Source organism: Sediminivirga luteola, from assembly GCF_014639315.1.
GTDB lineage: Bacteria > Actinomycetota > Actinomycetes > Actinomycetales > Brevibacteriaceae > Sediminivirga > Sediminivirga luteola.
The window spans coordinates 212,609-232,435 of the sequence record NZ_BMFY01000002.1 but is presented as its reverse complement, the minus strand read 5'-3'; the positions used below and the strand labels follow the sequence as shown (position 1 = coordinate 232,435).

Annotated in this window: 21 protein-coding genes; 7 read left to right on the top strand and 14 right to left on the bottom strand. The window is 70.3% G+C overall.

From position 1 onward, the window contains the following. Positions 1–53 precede the first annotated feature (53 nt). Positions 54–344, bottom strand: coding sequence for a type II toxin-antitoxin system VapC family toxin (locus tag IEW13_RS02860; protein ID WP_188549414.1), 291 nt, complete (start codon positions 342–344; stop codon positions 54–56). Between the two features lie 48 nt (positions 345–392). Between IEW13_RS02860 and IEW13_RS02855 the strand changes: the two genes are divergently transcribed. The 5 genes from IEW13_RS02855 (at position 393) to pheA (ending at position 3,805) form a co-directional block, all read left to right on the top strand. Continuing rightward, positions 393–626, top strand: a complete 234-nt coding sequence (locus tag IEW13_RS02855; protein WP_188549413.1) for a type II toxin-antitoxin system Phd/YefM family antitoxin — start codon at positions 393–395, stop codon at positions 624–626. Continuing rightward, entirely contained in the window at positions 619–1,005 is a 387-nt protein-coding gene (locus tag IEW13_RS02850) for a type II toxin-antitoxin system VapC family toxin (protein ID WP_229744887.1), read from the top strand. The genes IEW13_RS02855 and IEW13_RS02850 overlap by 8 nt, the downstream gene beginning before the upstream one ends. Before the next feature lie 137 nt (positions 1,006–1,142). Next, the gene (locus IEW13_RS02845; RefSeq protein WP_188549412.1) at positions 1,143–2,030 is read left to right on the top strand and encodes a DUF5926 family protein; all 888 of its coding nucleotides are present in this window, start codon (positions 1,143–1,145) and stop codon (positions 2,028–2,030) included. A gap of 48 nt (positions 2,031–2,078) precedes the next feature. Further along, positions 2,079–2,867, top strand: coding sequence for a glycosyltransferase family 2 protein (locus IEW13_RS02840; protein WP_188549411.1), 789 nt, complete (start codon positions 2,079–2,081; stop codon positions 2,865–2,867). After that, a complete protein-coding gene (gene pheA, locus IEW13_RS02835) occupies positions 2,864–3,805 on the top strand; it encodes a prephenate dehydratase (RefSeq protein ID WP_188549410.1) in 942 nt (313 codons plus the stop codon). Before IEW13_RS02840 ends, pheA begins: the two co-directional genes overlap by 4 nt. 41 nt (positions 3,806–3,846) lie before the next feature. On the opposite strand, the gene IEW13_RS02830 is transcribed toward pheA, so the two are convergent. The 7 genes from IEW13_RS02830 to dctP form a co-directional block, all read right to left on the bottom strand. Then, positions 3,847–4,989 carry a diacylglycerol/lipid kinase family protein gene (locus tag IEW13_RS02830; protein ID WP_188549409.1) on the bottom strand — a complete coding sequence of 381 codons (1,143 nt, stop codon included), beginning with the start codon at positions 4,987–4,989 and terminating at the stop codon, positions 3,847–3,849. Positions 4,990–5,124: 135 nt separating this feature from the next. Further along, on the bottom strand, positions 5,125–5,736 hold the full coding sequence (locus IEW13_RS02825) for a hypothetical protein (protein WP_188549408.1): 612 nt from the start codon (positions 5,734–5,736) through the stop codon (positions 5,125–5,127). A 321-nt stretch (positions 5,737–6,057) separates the two neighbouring features. Beyond that, on the bottom strand, positions 6,058–6,825 hold the full coding sequence (locus IEW13_RS02820) for an HpcH/HpaI aldolase family protein (RefSeq protein ID WP_188549407.1): 768 nt from the start codon (positions 6,823–6,825) through the stop codon (positions 6,058–6,060). Beyond that, a complete protein-coding gene (locus tag IEW13_RS02815) occupies positions 6,822–8,207 on the bottom strand; it encodes an FGGY family carbohydrate kinase (protein WP_188549406.1) in 1,386 nt (461 codons plus the stop codon). The genes IEW13_RS02820 and IEW13_RS02815 overlap by 4 nt, the downstream gene beginning before the upstream one ends. After that, entirely contained in the window at positions 8,204–9,481 is a 1,278-nt protein-coding gene (locus IEW13_RS02810) for a TRAP transporter large permease (RefSeq protein ID WP_188549405.1), read from the bottom strand. Before IEW13_RS02810 ends, IEW13_RS02815 begins: the two co-directional genes overlap by 4 nt. After that, positions 9,478–10,173, bottom strand: coding sequence for a TRAP transporter small permease (locus IEW13_RS02805; RefSeq protein ID WP_188549404.1), 696 nt, complete (start codon positions 10,171–10,173; stop codon positions 9,478–9,480). The genes IEW13_RS02810 and IEW13_RS02805 overlap by 4 nt, the downstream gene beginning before the upstream one ends. A gap of 23 nt (positions 10,174–10,196) precedes the next feature. Then, entirely contained in the window at positions 10,197–11,204 is a 1,008-nt protein-coding gene (dctP, locus tag IEW13_RS02800; RefSeq protein WP_188549403.1) for a TRAP transporter substrate-binding protein DctP, read from the bottom strand. Between the two features lie 218 nt (positions 11,205–11,422). On the opposite strand from dctP, the gene IEW13_RS02795 reads away from it, so the two are divergent. Next, entirely contained in the window at positions 11,423–12,136 is a 714-nt protein-coding gene (locus IEW13_RS02795) for a FadR/GntR family transcriptional regulator (RefSeq protein WP_188549402.1), read from the top strand. Between the two features lie 243 nt (positions 12,137–12,379). Then, positions 12,380–13,960 carry an AbgT family transporter gene (locus IEW13_RS02790; RefSeq protein WP_188549401.1) on the top strand — a complete coding sequence of 527 codons (1,581 nt, stop codon included), beginning with the start codon at positions 12,380–12,382 and terminating at the stop codon, positions 13,958–13,960. 60 nt (positions 13,961–14,020) lie between these two features. Here IEW13_RS02790 and IEW13_RS02785 read toward each other — a convergent pair whose 3' ends face one another. The 6 genes from IEW13_RS02785 to IEW13_RS02760 form a co-directional block, all read right to left on the bottom strand. Continuing rightward, positions 14,021–14,902 (bottom strand): metal ABC transporter permease, encoded by an 882-nt coding sequence (locus tag IEW13_RS02785; protein ID WP_188549400.1) that lies wholly within the window; start codon positions 14,900–14,902, stop codon positions 14,021–14,023. Continuing rightward, positions 14,899–15,822, bottom strand: a complete 924-nt coding sequence (locus IEW13_RS02780; RefSeq protein ID WP_188549399.1) for a metal ABC transporter permease — start codon at positions 15,820–15,822, stop codon at positions 14,899–14,901. The genes IEW13_RS02785 and IEW13_RS02780 overlap by 4 nt, the downstream gene beginning before the upstream one ends. Next, positions 15,819–16,577, bottom strand: coding sequence for a metal ABC transporter ATP-binding protein (locus IEW13_RS02775; protein ID WP_188549398.1), 759 nt, complete (start codon positions 16,575–16,577; stop codon positions 15,819–15,821). Before IEW13_RS02775 ends, IEW13_RS02780 begins: the two co-directional genes overlap by 4 nt. Positions 16,578–16,613: 36 nt before the next feature. Beyond that, a complete protein-coding gene (locus IEW13_RS02770) occupies positions 16,614–17,540 on the bottom strand; it encodes a metal ABC transporter solute-binding protein, Zn/Mn family (RefSeq protein ID WP_188549397.1) in 927 nt (308 codons plus the stop codon). Between the two features lie 568 nt (positions 17,541–18,108). Continuing rightward, positions 18,109–19,056 carry an arsenic resistance protein gene (locus IEW13_RS02765; RefSeq protein ID WP_188549396.1) on the bottom strand — a complete coding sequence of 316 codons (948 nt, stop codon included), beginning with the start codon at positions 19,054–19,056 and terminating at the stop codon, positions 18,109–18,111. Positions 19,057–19,099: 43 nt separating this feature from the next. Beyond that, entirely contained in the window at positions 19,100–19,825 is a 726-nt protein-coding gene (locus IEW13_RS02760; protein WP_188549395.1) for a GntR family transcriptional regulator, read from the bottom strand. Positions 19,826–19,827: the final 2 nt, after the last annotated feature.

The window sequence follows — 19,827 nt, the reverse complement described above, 5'->3', positions numbered from 1 at the left end:
GATGGAAGAGGCAGGAAAGCGGCTGAGCTGTTCTTGGGCACTGAGTACGCTTCTTACGGGGCGCGGCGGATCGGTGCTGCACGCACCGCGTGCACGGCCTCGTCGGCGGCGCGCTGGGAGACTGCGTTCGATCGCTCGAGCCGGGCGATCGCCGAGTTCACCTCGGAGTCGAAGAGGGCAGGCGCCCACAGCTGCCGGGCTGCCGCCACTGCCTGGCCGGCAGAGTCGCCTCTCGGTCCCTCCAGGAACACGTCGGCCATGGCGCTGGCGTCGATGACCGTCCGCGCACCCGGCTTCGCGGAGTGATGACGGCCGGGGCGACGCGGAGCGTTGACCGCCGTCATGGTTCATGGGCGCAATGGACTAACGAGTGGACTAAGTGGGGAGGCGGCATGGAGTCCGTCAATGTGCACGAGGCGAAAACCCAATTCTCGAAGCTCATGGAGCGCGCCCACGCCGGAGAGGAGATCATCGTCGCGAAAGCGGGGGAACCCTACGCCCGGCTGGTACCGCTGGAGAAGACGAAGCGCCGTCCGCCAGGAGGCGTGACCATCATCGAGGATTCAGGCGTGTTCGAGCCTCTTCCGGAAGACGAGCTTCTCTTGTGGGAGGGGGAGGGTGGCTGAGCTGCTCCTCGACACCCGCGCGCTGCTCTGGTGGGTGAGCGATCACCCGCGTCTCAGCTCTACGGCACGCGAAGCCATCGACTCCGCAGACCAGGTCTGGGTCAGCTCCGCAACCGCGTGGGAGATCGCTACGAAAACCCGAATCGGAAAACTCTCCACCAAACCTGATCTGTCGAAGAGTTTCAGTGAGATCGTCTCGGCATACGGCTTCAGGACGTTGGACATCACCTGCCAGCACGCTCAGCGAGCTGCCGGGTACCCGCACGACCATAAAGACCCCTTTGACCGGATGCTGGCGGCGCAAGCGCATCTGGAGGCAATGACCCTCGTGACGCTTGACCCGGTGTTCGACCGATTCGACGTGGATACCCTCTGGTGACCGCGTGCGGGGCATGCGTGCTTCATGTGCTCGGCAGGCCCGGCTACCCGCGTGTGCGCGGGTAGGTTCGGGGCCTGGATATGGCGCGGACCGCAACGGCCCGGTCGGCCGCATCCGCGCGGGTAGACTTAGCGGTCATGGGTAAGAAGTCGCGCAAGTCCACCGCAGATGTGATCGCCAAGCGCAAGGCACGGGCCGCCAGCGCCGCATTCGTGGCCCGGCCGTTCGAGGGCCTCCCTTTCGAAGCGGATCTGGTCTGCTTCAAGGAACTGGTGCCGGCCGCCACCGCCACCGCAAAGCTGAACGAAGAGAACGGCGGCACCGAGATCACCTTCGCGTCCCTGCTGCCCGGTGGCGCGCAGGCGATGCACCGGCAGGACGGCGTCGTCTTCGCCGGTATGCAGACGCCCTTCTCCTCGCCCGATCCCTCCCGCGATGTCGCGGCGGCAATCCTCAAGGCCAAGGACGCCGAGCCTGGCGCCATCGTCAACGCCACCACGAACCCCGGCGAGGGCCCGCGGCTGCAGGACATCCTCGACCTGGACGCGCCTTTCTCCGTGACCGTCCAGGAGGGCTTCGACTACTGGATCGCCCCCGGTCAGGCCGAGGGGGAGGAAGCCGAGCAGCTCGCCGAAGCACTCGAACAGGCCAACACCCGCGTCCACCCCACTGAGAAGCTCGTCAGTGCCTCCGGCGCCTACTGGACCCGGATGGGGGAGAAGGTCTTCGTCCGCTGGGCCCGCACCGAGCACGAGGAGACCGTGGTGGACGCCCTCGCCCGGCTGCACGCCGCCGGCGAGAACACCTTCGGCGGCGCCGGCCGGTTCCTCGGCACGTTCCGGGCTCACGGCATCACCGTCCCGGTGTGGGAGCTGGACGCCGGCAGCCAGCCCGACGACGCCGAAGAACCCCTGGCCGCCTTCGCCAAGGACTTCGACGCCGCCCTTGCCGAGACCACACCGCTGAGCGCCCAGGAACGCAGCGCCCGCGCCGGCGTCGCCTCCCGCCAGCTGACCATCCGCTGAGCACGCCGGAGGACAAGCCTTGCGGCCCATCCCACGAAGAGTGCAGCCATGAGCAATACGCGCGGTCTCGCCGTCATCATCCCGGCCAAAGACGAGGGTGAGCGGATCGCCGCCACCGTCGCCTCCGCCAAGGAGATCCCCGGGGCGGACCTGATCCTCGTCGTCGACGACGGTTCCGGCGACGACACCGCCGCCATCGCCCGGGATGCCGGTGCCCAGGTCATCACCCACCCGCGCAACCGCGGGAAAGCCGCGGCGATGATGACCGGCGCCTTCGCGGTGCGCAATCGCGAGATCAGCGATCCGGACGACGCAGACGGCAACCCCCTGGGGCACCGCGCGCTGCTGTTCATCGACGCTGATCTGGAAGATACCGCCGTCAACACGGCCCCGCTCGCGGCACCCGTCCTCGCCGGCGAGGCCGATATGACCATCGCGATCCTGCCGCCGCAAAAACGTACCGGCGGCGGCTTCGGCCTCGTCGTCGGCCTGGCCAAGAAAGGCATCAAGGAACTCTCCGGCTTCGAGGCCACCCAGCCTCTCTCCGGCATGCGGTGCCTGAGCCGTGAGGCATTCGAGGCGGCGCTGCCGTTCGCGCCCGGGTGGGGCGTCGAGACCGCCATGACGATCGATCTGGTGCGTCAGGGCTACCGCGTCCGTGAGGTCGAATGCGATCTGCACCACCGCGTGACCGGCCGGGACATCAAAGCCCAGCTGCACCGGGCCGCGCAGTACCGTGACGTCGCCCGCGCCCTGCTGGTGCGCCGGCTGCGCGCCCGCCGGGACGACCGGAGAGGCAGCGGCCCGCGGGATGACCGGGGGGCGGGTGGGCAGTGAAGTACGGTTACCTCGGCCCCGAGGGCACCTTCACGGAAGCGGCGCTGGAACAGCTGCTCGCCCAGCGCGGCGAGAGCGGCACCGCGGAACGCTACGCCGCCATCTCCGTCCCCGACGCCCTCGGCCGGCTGCAGCGCGGTGAGCTCGACGGCGTCGTCGTCCCGATCGAGAACTCCCTGGAAGGCGGCGTCCCGGCCACCCTGGACGCGCTCACCCGGCACGGTGAACTGCAGATCGTGGCCGAGACCCTGGTCACGGTGGCCTTCGTCTGCGCGGTCCGCCCGGGAACCGCGCTGGAAGACGTGCGGGCCTTCGGCACCCACCCGCACGCCGAGGCGCAGGTCCGCAGCTTCCTGCGCCGCCGGCTGCCCGCCGCCGAGTACATCCCGACGGCCTCCACCGCCGCCGCGGCCAAGGCCTTGTCCGAAGGCACCGCGGACTATCAGGCAGCCATCGGCCCGGCGCTGGCCGCCGAACGGTTCGGGCTCGACATCGCCGAGGCGGACATCGGCGACAACGCCGACGCCGTCACCCGGTTCATCCTGGTGCAGCGGCCCGGCAGCCTGCCCGAGCGTACCGGCGCGGACAAGACCACCATCGTCGCCGGGCTGCGCAGCGACCGGTCCGGGGCGCTGCTGGAACTCCTGGAGCAGTTCGCCACCCGCGGGATCACCATGTCCCGGCTGGAGTCCCGGCCCACCGGCAACGGCCTGGGTCTCTACCAGTTCTCCATCGACCTGCTCGGGCACGTGGAGGAGGAACGCGTCGCGGAGGCACTCGCCGGGGCGTACCGGATCTGCCGCGAACTGCGGTTCCTGGGGTCCTACCCCTCCGCCGACGGCAAGATCACCCCGGTGGAGTCCCTCACCACGGACACCGCGTTCCAGGCTGCCCGCTGCTGGCTGGACGGCATCCTGGAGCACGGCCGCCGCGACTGAGCGCGGATCTCACCCGCCGTCGCTGTGCGGGAGGCTTCGCCTCACCGCTCGGACTTCGGCAGCGCCAGGCGCCAGCTCTCCTGCCGTATGAGCCGCAGCTGCTCCTGTGTGGGCACACGCACCAGCAGTGCAGCCGGCTCGATCCACATCCGCAGACGCTGCGCCGTGCCGATGGGGTCGCCGTCCAGCTGGACCTCCAGCACGTCCTCGCTCTCCACCGTGGCGGTACGGCACTGGTGCATGTCCACCTGCGGCAGCCGGATCCGGTTCCGGCCCAGGAACCGCGCGGCCACCGCCACCCAGTCCCCGATGTTCTTGGCCGAGACGGTGAGGATGTCCAGCCGGCCGTCGTCGATGCGGGCATCGGGCATCAGCTCGATCCCGCCCTGGATCTTCCCGCAGTTGCCGCCGACGACGGTGCGCACCCGCAACTGGAGGGTGGGCCCGTCGTCCAAGCGGAGGGACACCTGCGAGGGCTTGCCGCCGAGCTTGCGGCTGCCGGCCTCGAAGTATGCCAGCCAGCCCACCCGGGACTTCAGCTCGGCGTCGGTGTTGGCCATGACATCGGCGTCGAAACCGAATCCCGCCATCACCAGGAACGCATGCACCTCGTCCGAGTCGTCGAGCGCCAGCTGGGCGATGTCGATCCGGCGGTTGCGCCCCCACAGCGCGGTGCGGATGGACTGGTCGCGACGTAGCCGGTGCTGATCGAGGTTGCGGGCCAGGAGGTTGCCGGTGCCCATGGGGACGATGCCGAGGGGCACGCCCGTGCCGGCCAGGACCTGCGCCGCCGCGCGCACGGTACCGTCGCCGCCGGCCGCGATCACGAGGTCCACGCCGGCGTCCAGGGCGGTCAGCGCCGCGGAGGTCCCGGCATCGTCGGCGTCGGTCTCCAGGACGAGCGGCGCCGCCCACCCCTCCTGACGCATGATCGCCTCTGCATCGGCGGGAAGCGTGCCGGCGCCCTCTTTGGTGGGGTTGACGATGAGCGCGGCGCGCGGCGGCGCAGCGGCTTCGGCCTGCGAGGCGTTGTAATGGCGCGCATCGGCCTGGGCCGCCTGGGTGGCCTCGCTGACCGCGCGCACACGGATGCGGCGGGCCAGCAGCGCGGTCGTGCCGGCGCCGAGACCGAAGACGAGCAGGCCGAGGAGGATGAGAAGGAGAAGATCCAGTTCGACGGCCATATGTCCAGAGTACTGGCCCAGGGCGCGGACGCCGGGGCTGACCTGGCGTGAAGGGGCCGGTGCGCCTGCCGTGCAGCGGGTCGCCTCGCTCAGCCCGGACCTTTGCGCCGCCGGGAGACGGTGCTGTGGCGCGGTTCAGATCTCGAAGTTCGCCAGGGCGCAGCGGATCGAGGAGTCGGTGATCTCCTCGTAGCGCAGCACGCTGTCCGAGCACGCCGCGGTGCGGTGCCGGGCGAAACCCGCCAGCCGCTTGAGCAGCACGGGCCGTTCGGCGCCCGGAGGCACCTCGATCGCGTTGACGTTGAGGTCGAGGGCGAAGTCCGCGGCGGCGTGGCTGCTGAACTGCGCGACGATCCGGTCCAGTGCCCTGCGCACCAGGGCACGGTCGCGGCGCCGGTTGCTGGAGCCGAAGGCGACCAGCAGGACGTTCGAGGGATTCGCCATCCCGGTCAGCAGCGAATCGATCAGCCGGGAGGTGTGCTCGGCGTGCTGCCACCACAGGCCGCGTTCGCAGCCCGGGTCGAAGGTCTCGGCGACGATGGCGCAGCTCACCGGTGCACCGGCCGCGCGGACCGCCTCGCGGATCGCCGACGTCTCCGGCGCCGCTCCGGGGACCCCCGGGGCGAGCCGCGTGGCGGCGCCGCCGTGGTCCTCGATGAAGAGGGCGACGGGTTCGAGCCGCTCGGCGGCGTCCCCCAGTAGCAGGAGGTGGGGATTCTGGATCTCAGTACGTTCGATGGTGTGCATAGGTCCTCGCCGGTCACCGCGTGGGCTCCCGATCCTCAGGTCGGCCGCCGGGTCTCGTCGGCCGCGTGCCAGTGTAGACCCGCTGTGCCGCCGATGCCAGCCCCGCCCTCGGCGCCGCTGCGGCGCACGGGTTGCCGCGGCTCGCGGCGGTTCACTTCAAAAGGTCGGGTTGCCCGTGAATTGACGGTCAACCTGTCCTTTTCGGTGTATCGAGCGGACCCAACCGGGCCCGTTATGCCGAGCGGACCCAGCTGGGCCTGCTGTGTCGAGTGGACTCAGCCGGCTCCGCTGCGTTGAGCGGACCCGGCGCCGGCCCGCGGATCAGGCCGTGCCGAGCTTCCGCTGCAGCGATGACAGCGCCGCACCGGCGCCCTTGATCAGGTGGCCGAGCTCGCTGTCGTAGCTCAGGACCCCCATGCCGAGTTCCGCGCCGCGGGACAGCAGTGCGGCGCTGGAGCTGATCACACCCGACTCCACGCCGGCCGACTGCGCGGCCTGGGCCACCGCTGCCATCGCCCGGTCCAGTACGGGATGGTCCAGCTGGCCCGGCGCGCCCTGGGACTGCAGGAAATCGTTCGGGCCCATGAACAGCCCGTGCACGCCGGGGACGGCGGCGATGGCGGCGGCCTCGGCCACGGCCTCGGCGGTCTCGATCTGGACGTAGAGCTTGGTGCGCGCGTTCGCCTCCTCCAGATACGCGGGAAGGTCACGTACGCCGTAGCCGGAGTGCGCCCGGGTGACCGAGACGCCCCGTTCCCCCAGCGGCCCGTACTTGGCCAGCCGGACCGCCTCGGCGGCCTGCTCGGCGGAGTTCACCATCGGCACCACGATGCCATCGGCGCCGAGGTCCAGGACCCGCCCGATGTGCTCCCGTGCGATGGCCGGAACCCGGACCAGGAGCTCGAAGTCCAGCTGCGCGGAGACCGCCGCCATCGTCGCCAGCTCACTGAAGCCGAAGGCGCCGTGCTCGGTGTCGACGATGCCGAAGCGGAACCCGATCCGATGCAGGACACGGGGCATCCCGGGCCCGGAGAACTCCGAGATCATGGTGCCGATGACCGGCGACGGGTCGGGGGCGGACGAGGTCATGAGGGTTGCCTCCAGGGTGTGCGGGTGGTGATGAGCGAGCGGAGACCCTCCAGCGCGAGGTCCCCATCGGGGATGTCGTCGATGCGCAGGCCCAGCCGCTCGGCCAGCGCGGTACGGAAACTGGCGTTCCGCGCCGCGAACCCCCCGTTGAACTTCAGCCGCGCCGGCGGCGGGACGTCCGGGCCGAACAGGGTGTCCACGCAGTCGCGGTAGACCTCCACGTAGTGCCGCAGGAAAGCCGCGTACATGGTGGTCAGGGCGGCGGAAGGACGGATCCCGGCGAGGGCGAGCGTGCGCTTGCCGTTCGCCGCCTCCGTCACCTCCAGCCGGGTGTCCGCTGCCGGCGGCGGCACCGTCTCGGCCAGGGTGCTCCAGACCGCCCCGATGTCGATGTGCCGGCTGCCCAGCGTGCCGGCGATCTCGGCGAGCATCCCGGCGAACTCGGCGGCGAGCGCCCCGCCGGGCTGGCGGCTCATTGCCAGCAGGTACCGTCCGCCGAAGTACGGCCGCGAGTCCACCCGGGGATCGTCGCTGGGGGCATCCGCCAGCCGGGCGGCGATCCCGGCGGTTCCCAGCGAGATCGCCAGATCGTCCGGTTCGAGGCCGCCGGAACCCAGCACCGATGCCTGATGATCACCCAGGTCGCCATGCCATTCCAGCTCCCGGCCGGCGATGCGGACGGTGCCGGCGGGGCCGGGCTCCGGGAGGACCCGGGGGAGATCGCAGGCGTCGAGCCCGTGCAGCCGTGCCAGCGGCGCGGACCAGTGGTAGCCGCCACCGGCGTGGACGTCGCAGACGTCGAGGATGCCCAGCGACGCCGCGTTGGAGGCTCCCGTCGCGTAGGGCCCGTCCCAGGCCGTGGCCAGGAAGCTGCCGAGGGTGTGCACCCGCAGGCCCTGTTCCCCGGTGCCCTGCTCGCGCAGCCACGTCCCGAGGTTCCCCGCGCCGAAACCGGGGCGGACGGCCATCCCGGAGCGGCGCCAGAGGCCCGGCTCGATGGAACCGGCGAGCCGGTCCAGCTCGCGCCGGCCGTCCGCGCCGGCCTCCAGCAGGCGATTGTCCTGCCAGGTGATGACGGGGCTGACCTGCCGGCCGGCGGCATCCGTCAGCAGGCACGAGTGCATCTGGGTGCTCATGATGGCCGCGCGCGGTGCGACGCCGGGCGCGGAGAGCAGCCGGGCGGCGACCTCGTTCACCGCGGCGAGCACCGCGGACGGATCCAGTTCGTGCCGGGTGTCCGGGCCGGGAAGGGGGGCCGGCATCGGCGCGGAGTCCTGCGCGAGCAGCGCCCCGTCCTGCCGGTCGACCAGCGCGGCCTTGACCGAGGTGCTGCCGACGTCCAGGAGCAGCGCCTGCCCGGCTGTCGCGTCGGCGGCGCTCACTGCGCGATCCCCGGCAGCCACAGCGCGATCTGCGGGACCAGGATGAGCAGGATCGCAAAGCCGATGAACACGGCGACGTACGGCAGAACGCCCCGGATGATCTCGGAGTTCCGCAGCGTGCTGACCGATTCCAGCACGAACAGCACGAGCCCGACAGGCGGCGTGAACAGGCCGATCAGCAGGGTGAACACCAGGACGACGCCGAAGTGCACCGGGTCGACGTTCAGCTGCTGGGAGATCGGGAACAGCACCGGCGTGGTGATCAGCACCGCGGAGGTGGGCTCCATGACCATGCCGATCAGCAGCAGCACGACCATCATCATCAGCAGGAAGACGGTCGGGCTGTCGGTCATCGAGAGGATCAGATCGGCCAGCGCGTGCGGCACCCGCTCCACGGTGAGGACCCAGCCGAACATCGCGGAGGACGCCACGATGAAGAGGATCGTCACCGAGGTGGAGAAGGTCTCCCGCAGGGCGCCGATGAGCTTGCGCAGCGACAGCGACCGGTAGACCAGGAAGGCCAGCACCAGCAGGTACGCCACGGTGGTGGCGGCCGCCTCGGTGGGCGTGAAGATCCCGCCGAGGATGCCGCCCAGCACGATGACCGGGGCGAAGGCCACCGGCAGGGCGGTCAGGACCGCCCGGCGGCGGCTTCCGGAGACCTGTCCCGATTCGATCAGGCCGGGATGCCGGCGGGTGTAGAGGAACACCGAGAGGATCAGCACGAGGGTCAGCAGCAGCGCCGGGACGACGGAGGCCAGGAACATGGCGCCGATCGACACGCCACTGGCGACGCCGAACATGATCGCCGGGATGCTCGGCGGCATCATCGGCGCCACCAGCGAGGACGCAGACGTCAGACCGGCGACGAAGCGGCGCGGGTAGCCCCGGCTGAGCATCTGCGGCGTGGTGATCTTGCCCAGCACGGCGACGTCGGAGGCGGCGGAGCCGCTCATCCAGGAGAAACCGAGCGAGGCCAGGATGTTGACGTATCCCAGGCCGCCGCGGACGCGGCCGACGAGGGCCTGCGCGGCGGTGAAGATGCGGTCGGAGAGGCCGGCGGCGTTGGCCAGGGAGCCCACCAGGATGAACAGGGGCACGGCCAGCAGCGGGAAGCTGTTGAGCGAGGCGGTCATCCGCTCGACGGCGGCGGTGAGCGACTGACTGGAGTAGAACAGGATGTACCCGGCCGAGGGGATTAGCAGCGCGAAGCCGACCGGGACGCGGGCCAGGATGAGCGCGAGCGCGACGAGCGTGACGATGAGCGCGATCATGCGGTATTCCCCCGCGAGTCGGTGCCGAAGCCGTCAGTGCCGTCAGCGCCATTGGTGCCGTCGGTGCTGCCTGGCGCCGGGGCACCCGGTCCATCGGGTTCGGCAGGGGTGCTCAGCGCGCCGGCGGCCGGGTCGGCGGTCTCGCGGAGCGGGCCGATCAGCAGGACCAGGACGGCATGGACGGCGGCCAGGCCGTAACCGGTCGCGCTGGCCAGGAAGTACACGCTCCGCGGGATCGCGCTGGAGCTGGCGGCGACCCCGCCGATGCTGTCCATCAGCTGCAGGGAGCTGCCGCACAGCAGGATCCCGACGGCGACGATGAGCAGCAGGGAGACACGCTGGAACCAGGGGCGGACCGCTGGGGGAGCGTAGTCGGTGATCGCGGTGACGGTCAGGTGCGTGCCCCGTCCCACGGCGTAGGCGACGCCGAGCATGGTCATCCAGATCAGCGCCAGCCGGGCGACCTCCTCGGCCCAGAAGAAGGAGAACGGCAGCAGGTTGCGTGCGGCCACCTGCGCGATCAGCAGTGCGGCCATGATGGCCACGACCAGGACGCCGAGGCCGCCTTCCGCGGCGAGCAGCACGCGGGCCACCGGCCGGAGCCGGGAGCGGCCACGCGGCCCCAGAAGAGGGCGGTCGGCGCCGCCCTCTTCCGGGGCGCGTCCGGGACGCGGGTGGGATGCGGAGGACATGCGCCGGCTCCTGAGCTCTCGTCCTACTGCTGGTCCTGCAGCGCGCGGTAGGTCTCGCCCCACGCGTCCTCGTACTTGGGGAAGAGGACCTCTTCGGCGTTCGCGCGGAAGGCGTCGAGGTCGACGTCCTCGTTGACGGTGATGTCAGCACCGCCGGCGCTCCACTCGGAGAGCAGTTCCTCCTCTTCGGTGAGCGTGCAGTCGGTGACGCCCGTGCCGAGGGTCTCACCGGCGGCCAGGACGGCCTCCTGCTGCTCGCCGGAGAGGCCCTGCCAGGTGTCCTCGGAGATGACGACGGCCATCATCGCCACGACGTGCCCGGTCAGATGCACGTAGTCCTGCACCTCGTCGAAGCCCTGCGCCTGGATCACCGGCAGCGGGTTCTCCTGCGCGTCCACGACGCCCTGCTGCAGTGCCAGGTAGAGCTCGCTGAACGCCACCGGGGTGGGCTGGGCGCCCAGCGCGGCGCCGTTGTCCAGCCACAGCGGGGCGTCCAGGACGCGCAGCTGCTGGCCGGCCATGTCCTCCGGGGTGCTGACGAGGTTGTTCGAGGTCAGGTGGCGGGTGCCGTAGTAGCCGGTGCCGATCACGCGCATCCCGTGCTCATCGCGCAGTTCGTCCCAGAGTTCCTGCGCCGGCTCGGACTGCACGGCGGCGGTCATGTGGTCGACGTCCTCGAACAGGTAGGCCGCGTCGAACACCTCGAGGGTGCTCAGGCGGGTGCCGAGCTGCGCGGGCGTGGCCCAGGTGATGTCCAGGTTCCCGGAGTCGATCGCGTCGAGCTGCTCGAGGGTGTCGTTGTGCGTCTGGGCCGCCGGGAAGAGGTCGACGCTCAGGCCGGTGCCCGAGTCGTTCACCTGTTCCTCGAAGGGCAGCGCGCCGCATTCGTGCCAGGGCTGGGACTCGGCCAGGACGTGGGCGAACGAGAGCGTGGTCGCGCCGTCGCCGCTGTCCCCGTTCCCGCAGGCGGTCAGGGTGAGCGCACCGGCCGCGGCGAGCGCTGCGGCGGACTTGGGCAGGTGTCGAGTCATGATCTGCTCCTTTGCAAGACTCAGGACGAAGCGCACGGCGCCTTCGGCGTGTGAGCGTTGATGCGGGTTTTCACGTGTGGCTGTGCGGGCGGCGCCTCGGGCGCCTCACCACACCATAGGGATGCGCTGTCATGCTGTCAAACAGCTTGGCAGCATTTGCTACAGTCTGGATCTAGGTGCGTGGGGGCGTCCCCATTCGGTCGGACCGGGAGGCATGCATGGTGAGGCACTACGCGGCCCGTGTCGACCTCCTCGTCGAGCAGATGGAGGAGCGCCTGGAAGCCGGGCAGTATGCCGTCGGGGAGAAGCTCCCGAGTGAGATGGAGCTGGCCGCTGACCTCGGCGTGAGCCGGCCGCTGATCCGGGAGATGCTCGCCCGCCTGCGCGAACGCGGCTACATCGAGACGCTCAACGGCCGTGGTTCGTTCGTGCGGCCCCGCCGCTCGGCCCCGATGCTGGAGATGATGCTGGAGCACATCTCGGTGGGGGCCCAGGGTGACTACTCCGCCGACGATCTGTACGCGGTCCGCCGCATGGTCGAGCGCGAGACGGCGCGCATCGCCGCGAGCAAAGCCACACCGGAGGATCTGCGCGCGCTCCGGGATCTGGTGCAGCGGATGACCGAGGCGGAGGAGGACCCGGAGAACTACACCGTCGCGGACGCCAACTTCCACCTGGCCATCGCCCGCGCCACCGGGAACCCCTTGTTCCCGGCGATGCTCTCCCCCCTCATCGACGTCGTGGTCCGCGGCATCTACGACTCCGTGACCACCTTCCGCGAAGGCATGCGCGGCGGCAACAGGGGGCACAAGGCCATTCTCGCGGCGCTGGAGGCACGCGATCCGGCTGCGGCCGCGGCGGCGATGGCCGATCACCTGGCCTACTCCAGGACCACCTTCCCCGAGGGGTCGCTGCATCGCGCCGACCCCTGACCGAGGCGGATGGCCGGGCTGCGGAAACCGTCGGCGCGCCAGGGTGGCTTGTAAAGCTTGGGTAACATCCCTCACAGTCAACGCTCAGATTCGCCCTGTGGCACATAGTGTTCTTTCCCGGAAGTTCAGCGACGCCGCGCACTGCCGGGGCGTCGTGTGCACGGCCGTCAGCGGCACCGACCCGTCCGTGCCTCTCGGACCCCGATCGGGTGAGGCACGGACACGACCACGAGGGAGACACCCTTGAGCGCCACCGCCACCGAGACGACCCCGGGACCGAACCCTGAGCCGAAGCCCCGGGGAGGTGTCCTCCAGCGGTTCCTGGACGGGATCGAGTTCCTCGGGAACAAACTGCCCCACCCGGCAACGCTGTTCGCCCTCCTCGCCGCCCTGGTGGTCCTCCTCTCCGCCCTGCTGTCCGGACTCGGAGTGGAAGCGGAATCGCCCGTGGACGGCGAACCGGTGCAGGTGTTCAACCTGCTCTCGGCGGAGGGCATCGAGTGGATGTTCACCTCCGCGGTGGAGAACTTCATCACCTTCGCGCCGCTGGGCGTGGTGCTGGCGACGATGATCGGCATCGGCATGGCGGAGCAGACCGGCCTGATCGGGGTGGCGCTGCGCAGCTTCATCCTCTCCATCCCGAAGTTCCTGGTCACCTTCGGGATCGTCTTCGCCGGCATCATGTCCTCCGTGGCCTCCGACGCCGGCTACGTGGTGCTGCCGCCGCTGGCCGCGATCCTCTTCATCGCCCTGGGCCGCCATCCGCTGGCCGGCATCGCCGCCGCCTTCGCCGGTGTCTCCGCCGGCTTCAGCGCGAACCTGCTGCTCTCGGCCACGGACGTCATGCTCGGCGAACTCACCATCGAGGCGGCCGCCACGATCGACCCGGCCTACGCCGATCAGATGAACCTCGCGATGAACTACTGGTTCATCATCGCCTCCACCGCCCTCCTGGCCGTCGTCGGCACCCTCGTCAGCCAGTTCATCGTAGAGCCGCGCCTGGGCGCCTGGAGCGGCGAGGGCGTGCTCAAGGGCGAGGACCGCGAGAGCCTCAAGATCACCGCGGTGGAGAAGAAGGGCATGATCTGGGCCGCGGTCTCCCTGCTGGTCACCCTCGGCCTGATGCTCCTGCTGATCGTGCCGGAGAACGGCGTGCTGCGCGGGGAGGACGGCGCCGTCGTGCAGTCGCCGTTCATGAGCTCGCTCGTGGTCGTCATCATCATCGCGTTCTTCGTGCCGGGCCTGGTCTACGGCATCGTGACCCGCAGCGTCCGCAATGACACCGATGTGGTCAACCACCTGAGCAAGACCCTCGCCGGCATGGCGATGTTCCTGGTCCTCGCCTTCACCGCCGGCCAGTTCATCGCCTACTTCAACCACTCCAACCTGGGCCTGCTGGTCTCCGTGTACGGTGCCGGGCTGCTGGACTCCATCAACCTGACGGGCATCCCGCTGGTGCTGGCGTTCATGCTGTTCGTGGCGATCGTGAACCTGTTCGTCGGAAGCGCCTCGGCCAAATGGGCGATGCTGGCGCCGATCATGGTCCCGATCATGATGCTGCAGGGCATCTCCCCGGAGTTCACGCAGGCCGCCTACCGGGTCTCCGACTCCGCGACCAACATCCTCAGCCCGCTCATGACCTACTTCGCCATCGTGATCGCCGTGGCGCAGAAGTACGACAAGCGGATCGGCATCGGCTCCCTGGTGGCGGTGATGCTGCCGTACTCGCTCGCCTTCATGCTCGCGTGGGCGCTGATGACCATCATCTGGATGCTGACCGGACTGGAGCTCGGCCCGAACGCCCCGATCTACTACGAGGGCTGAGCCCCGGCCGCCGCGGATACGCGGCGTGCCGGCGGAAGCCACCCGGTGGGCCGGCAGCGCTCATGCGGCGGCTGCGGGCGCGGACTCACGACGTGCCCGCAGCCGCTGCCGGAGCCTGGTGGCGGTGAAGACCGCGGCGAACACCAGGCCGTAGAACACCGCCATGCCCGCGCTGGTGGCGGCGTCGGCCAGATAGGCCAGCCAGAACCCGGCCAGGGCACCCCCGGCGGCGATGGCGAGGGTCAGCCCGATCATCATCGGCAGCCGGCCGGTCAGCAGGTACGCGGTCGCCGGCGGCACCACGACCAGCGCGATCACCAGGATGGCGCCGGCGGCATGGAACGCGGCCGTCACGGTCACCGAGACCAGGAACATGAAGGCGGTGTTCAGGGCGCCCGGCCGCAGGCCCAGGGAACGGGCGAACCCGGGGTCGAACGTGCTGATCTTCAGCCGCCGGTAGCAGACCGCAAGGAAGACGCCGTTGACGACCAGGACGGCGAGCATCACGTAGAGGTAGGACGGGCCGGCCAGGACCCCGCCGATCTGCAGTTGATGGAACGCGGCCAGATTCAGATCCCCGACCAGCACGGCGTGCGTGTCCAGGTGCACATTGGCGAAGTTCAGCGTCACCATGATGACGCCGGCGCTGAAGAGGGCGGGGAAGATCAGCCCCTGCGGCGCGTCCCCGGTCAGCAGGCCCGTGCGGGAGAGGTACTCGCTGCCGAGGACCACGACCAGGCCGGCCAGCGCGGCGCCCAGGATCAGCAGCGGGGAGTCCAGGCTGCGGGTGAAGAAATAGCCCACGACGATGCCCGGCAGCACGGCGTGGCTGATCGCGTCCACCAGCATCGAGTTCCTGCGCAGCACGACGAACACCCCCGGCAGCGCGCAGGCCATCGCCGTCACCACGGCCAGCAGGACCGTCCCGAGCAGGAAGCTCATGGCGCGCTCAGCTCCGCCTTGAGCCGGCGCCTGGCCCGGGCCCGTTCCAGGGCGCGGGTGACGATGCTCCGGCCCGGCGCCAGCAGGACGGACAGGACGAAGAAGCCGAAGAGCGTCAGCACGATCAGCGGGCCGGTGGGCACATCGCCCAGGACGATGGACAGATAGGCGCCGATGCCGCTCCCCGCCGCGCCGATCAGGCCCGAGAGCGTCACCATCCCGGGAAGGGTGCGGGTCCACTGCCGGGCGGCGGCCGGCGGCGTCACCACGAAGGCGACCATGAGGACGAGACCGACGGCCTTCAGGCCGATGATGGTGGCGATCACGATGGTGCCGAACATGAGCGCGTCGATGGTGCGCGCGCCGAAGCCGAGGACGCTGGCGTGGTCGGCGTCGAAGGTGCGCAGCGCGAACTCCTTCCAGAACACGACCATCAGCACGAGCGCCAGCCCGCCGACGCCGATGCTGGTGACCAGATCGGCGTAGGTGATGACGGAGGCGTTGCCGAACAGGTAGTCCTGGATGCCGCCCTTGCCGGGGAACGGGCGGTCCGTGATGATCCGCATCAGCAGCATGCCGGCGCCGAAGAAGATCGTCAGGGTGATCGCCATGGCGGTGTCGATCCGGATCTTGGAGACCCGCGCGACGTGGTTGGCGAACAGCACAGAGATCGTCCCGACCAGGACGGCGCCGGTGAGCAGCGCGATCATGCTGCGGCCATCGGCCCCCAGCACCAGCACGGTGAACAGGAACGCGCCGAGCGTGCCCGGCAGCGCCGCATGGGAGATGACGTCGCTGATGAGGGACTGCTTGCGCAGATAGGCGAAGGAACCCAGGGCGCCCGCGACGAGCCCGATCACGCTGGTTCCGAAGAGCACCATGCGGAAGGTGTGGTCCGCAAAGAACTCCGCCGGGGTCATGCCGTGAACTCCAGGAAGTCGTCTCCGGCGGCGACCTCGTAGGCGCTGCGGATGTGTTCCTTGGTGAAGGCCTCGGCCACCGGCCCGGAGGCGATGACCCGCTGGTTGAGCAGCGTCACGTGATCGCAGTAGTCCCGCACGGTGGCCAGGTCATGGTGCACGATCACGACGGTCCGGCCCTGTTCCCGCAGCAGATGCAGCACGGCGACGATGGCCTGCTGGCTCTTGGCGTCGACGCCCTGGAACGGCTCGTCCATGAAGTACAGGTCCGGAGCCTGGACCAGGGCCCGGGCCAGGAAGACGCGCTGCCGCTGACCCCCGGACAGCTCGCCGATCTGCCGCCCGGCCAGAGCGTCGATGCCGGTCTGCGCCATCGCTTCCTCGGCACGTTCGTGTTCGGGCCGGCCGGGGCGCCTGAACCAGCCGAGCCCGCCGTAGGTGCCCATCGTGACCACATCGCGCACCGTGGTGGGGAAATCCCAGTCCACGGTGGCCGACTGCGGCATGTACCCGACGCGCCGCCTGACCTTCGCCAGTGGCCGGCCGAAGAACTCGACCTCGCCGGCCAGTGGCGGGACCAGCCCGAGCATCGCTTTGATCAGGGAGGACTTCCCCGCGCCGTTGGGTCCGACGACGCCCATCACGACGCCGCGCGGGACGTCCAGGTCGACGCGGCGCAGCACCGGCGTCGTGCGGTAGGCGACGCTGAGGTTGGTCACGCGGGCGGCCGGGCCGCCGTCATCGGCGAGGGGCATGGCTCCAGTCTCACATTCCGTGCATCGTTCGTCCGGTCATGACAGCGCCTCGGCGACGGCTCTGGCGTTGTGGGAGAAGGCGCCGAGGTAAGTGTCGACGCCGGGCTCCGCGCCGAGCGAGTCCGCGTAGAGCTCCTCGCCGGAGATCTCCACCTGCCAGCCGCGGGCGGCGACGGCCTGCTGCAGGCTGGTGATGGCCTGCGGATTGGCCTGGTTGTCCTGGAAGACGACCGGTACTTCGCGCTCGGCGATCAGATCGGCCAGCGCGCTCAGGTCGCCCGGGCTCAGCTGCGCCTCGGTGGAGATGAAGTCCGTGGCGTGGACCTCGAAGCGGTAGGTCTGGCCGAAGTACGCGAACGCGTCGTGCCCGGTGATCAGGATCCGGTCTTCCTCCGGGATCGCCGCGAGCAGCTCCTCGGCCTCCGCTGCGGCGGCGTCGATCTGCTCGGCGTAGGCCTGCGCGTTCTGCCGGTACTGCTCGGCGCCATCCGGATCGGCCTGTGCCAGCGTCTCCGCGATGTGGCCGACGACGAGGGTCCAGATCTCGGGACTGTTCCAGATGTGGGGGTCGTAGAGCGGCTCACCGGCGTCGCCGGCCTCCGGCCAGTCCAGCAGCAGGTCTTCCGGGATGAGCTCGCCGAGGGCCACCTGACGGTCACCGAGGCTCTCGAGCTGGCTGGTCATCTGAGCTTCCAGGTGAAGGCCGTTCCAGAAGACGACATCGGCGGACTGCAGGGTCTGGATGTCGCGGGTCGAGGGCTGGTAGGTGTGCGGATCGCCTCCGGGGCCGACCATCGTCGTGACGTCCGCCTCGGGCGCGACGTTCGCCGCGGCGTCGGCCAGGTATCCGGTGGTGGCGTAGATGCTGAGGGCGCCGTCCTCATCCCCGGCCTGGGCGGCGCATCCGGTGAGCAGGAGCGCGGACAGGGCGGCGATGGCGGGGATGCGGTGATCGGCGGGCATCGGCGTTCCCTCTCGGTGTGAGCGGCGGCTCCGGCGGCGTCGCCGGAGCTTTCCAGTCCGGTCCCGGCGGTGCGCCGGGGATGCGATCACTATAAGTTCGGTTGGCCGAACTTTTCAACACGCCTCGACGTATTCTCGTTCGCGCATGCGCCCAGTGCCCACTCGCGCATGCCCGCCGGACAACCGCGGCCCGGCTGCGTATGGCGCAGTCCGGGACGGTTCGGGACTGTGGCTCACGAGGTGCATCGGCACCGGATCGCGGGGTCACACGGAATGCGGGCCGGCGTCCGGTTGCGGGTGGCGACCCCGCGGCGCAGGGTCGGTTGCGTATGGCGCAGTCCGGGGACGGTTCTGGTACGCAGCCGCGGCTCACGGGGTGCATCAGCCCGGATCGCGAGGCAGGGTCACACGGAATGCGGGCCGGCGTCCGGTTGCAGGTGCCGACCCCGCGGCCGAGGGGCCCGCATGCCTCGCAGACACCCAGCCCGGTGCCGTGTTCCAAGACTCCGCCCGTGCCGGGGGCGGCGATGAAGGGTCCCCGGTGCCGGGAACGGTCACCGTCTGCCGGTCAGCCCGGGGACGTTCGGGGCGGCGCGACCCGTACCAGCTGGGCGAGCAGCGCCAGGATCGGCAGCTCGATGAGCGGGCCCACGACGAGGGCGAGGGCGATCAGCGGCCGGTCGGGGAACGCCGTCACCGCCAGGCCCAGGGCGATGGGGGAATTGCGGGCCGTGGTGACCATGATCAGCGTGACGCGGCGGTCGGCCGGCAGCCGCAGCAGACGCGCCGCGAGAGCCGCCAGCACCGGAAGCACCAGGAAGAAGGCCAGCAGGGCGGGCAGCAGCATCAGGATCTCGACGCCGTGGGCCGTCACGGTACGGGCATGCGCGGCGAACATCGCCGCCACCGCTAGGCACAGCAGCAGCGGCGTCGCGGTGCCGATGGCCGGCGCGTAGCGCTCCGCGGCCCCGGTCCGCCGCAGGACGAAAGCGGCCGCCAAGGGCACCAGCAGCACCAGCAGGACCGCCTCGGCCAGGGTCCGGGCGTCCACCATCGCCGCCTGGCCGCCCAGCAACAGGACGTAGACCGGCAGCAGTACGAGCTGCAGGCCGAGGTTGAGCGGCAGGAGGGCGGCGCCGATGCCGGTGTGGCCGCGGGCGGCGGCGGTGAACACCAGGTACCAGTCCGTGCAGGGCGTGACCAGCAGCAGCAACAGGCCGATCCGCAGATCCGGCTGGCCGCCCAGCAGCCCGGCCCCCAGGGCCCAGGCCAGGGCCGGCGTGAAGACGAAGTTGAGCACCAGGCTCGCTGCCAGCAAGCCGCGCGCGTCCCGGATGGCGCCGAGCCGGCCAGGGCTGAGCTGGCTGAAGACGCCGACCAGCATGATCAGCAGGGCGGGAAGCACGAGGCCTCCGGCAGCGGCGGCGGCACCCGGGGCCAGGAGAAGGCCCGCGCCGAACCCGAGGGCGGCGGCACCGGCCACCAGCAGGCCCTGTAACCGTTCCACCACGCTCATCGTCGTTCGCCTCCACGAGTCCGGCCCGCCGGCGGGAATCGTATCAGCTGGTGAAGACGCCGGAGAGCTGTGCCTGGCTGTGGATCAGGTGGGTCTCGAGCTTCATCAGCGCGTCCTGCTCGTCGAAGGAGGCGATGGCCTCGGCGATCTCGCCGTGGTGGCAGACGGCGCTGTGCGGCCGGTCCGGCACCGCGCGGAACATGGCGATGCCGGTCCGGACCTGGCGGTCGTGCAGCGAGTTGTACAGCTGGGCGAAATCGGTGTTGCCGGTGGCCTTGACCAGGGTCCAGTGGAACTCCTTGTCGATCAGGACCATCTCCAGGATCCGGTTCGGATCCGATTCGAGGACCTCGCGCTGACGGCGGACGAGTTCGTGCAGCTCGTCGGCCACCGGGATGCGCTCCCGGCAGATCACCTGGATGCCGTATCCCTCCATGACCAGCCGCGTCTGGGCCTGCTCCTGGATGTTGCGCAGAGTGATCTCGGGGACCAGGGCGCCGCGGCGGGGGAGGATCTCCAGCAGCCGCTCGCCCTGGAGCTTGACGAAGGCCTCCCGCACGGGCGTGCGGGACACGCCCGTCGCGGTGGCCACGTCTTTCTCGGTGATGATGGTGCGCGGGGGGAGCTCGAGGGTGACGATGAGGTTCTTCAAGTACGAGTAGGCGTAGTCCGCCGCCCTCATGGACATGTCCCGGCGCCCGGGCGGCAGGCCGGCTGGTTCACTCCACCCGCCGAACCGGGACCGGGACGTGTCTTCCAGTTGTGTCATGT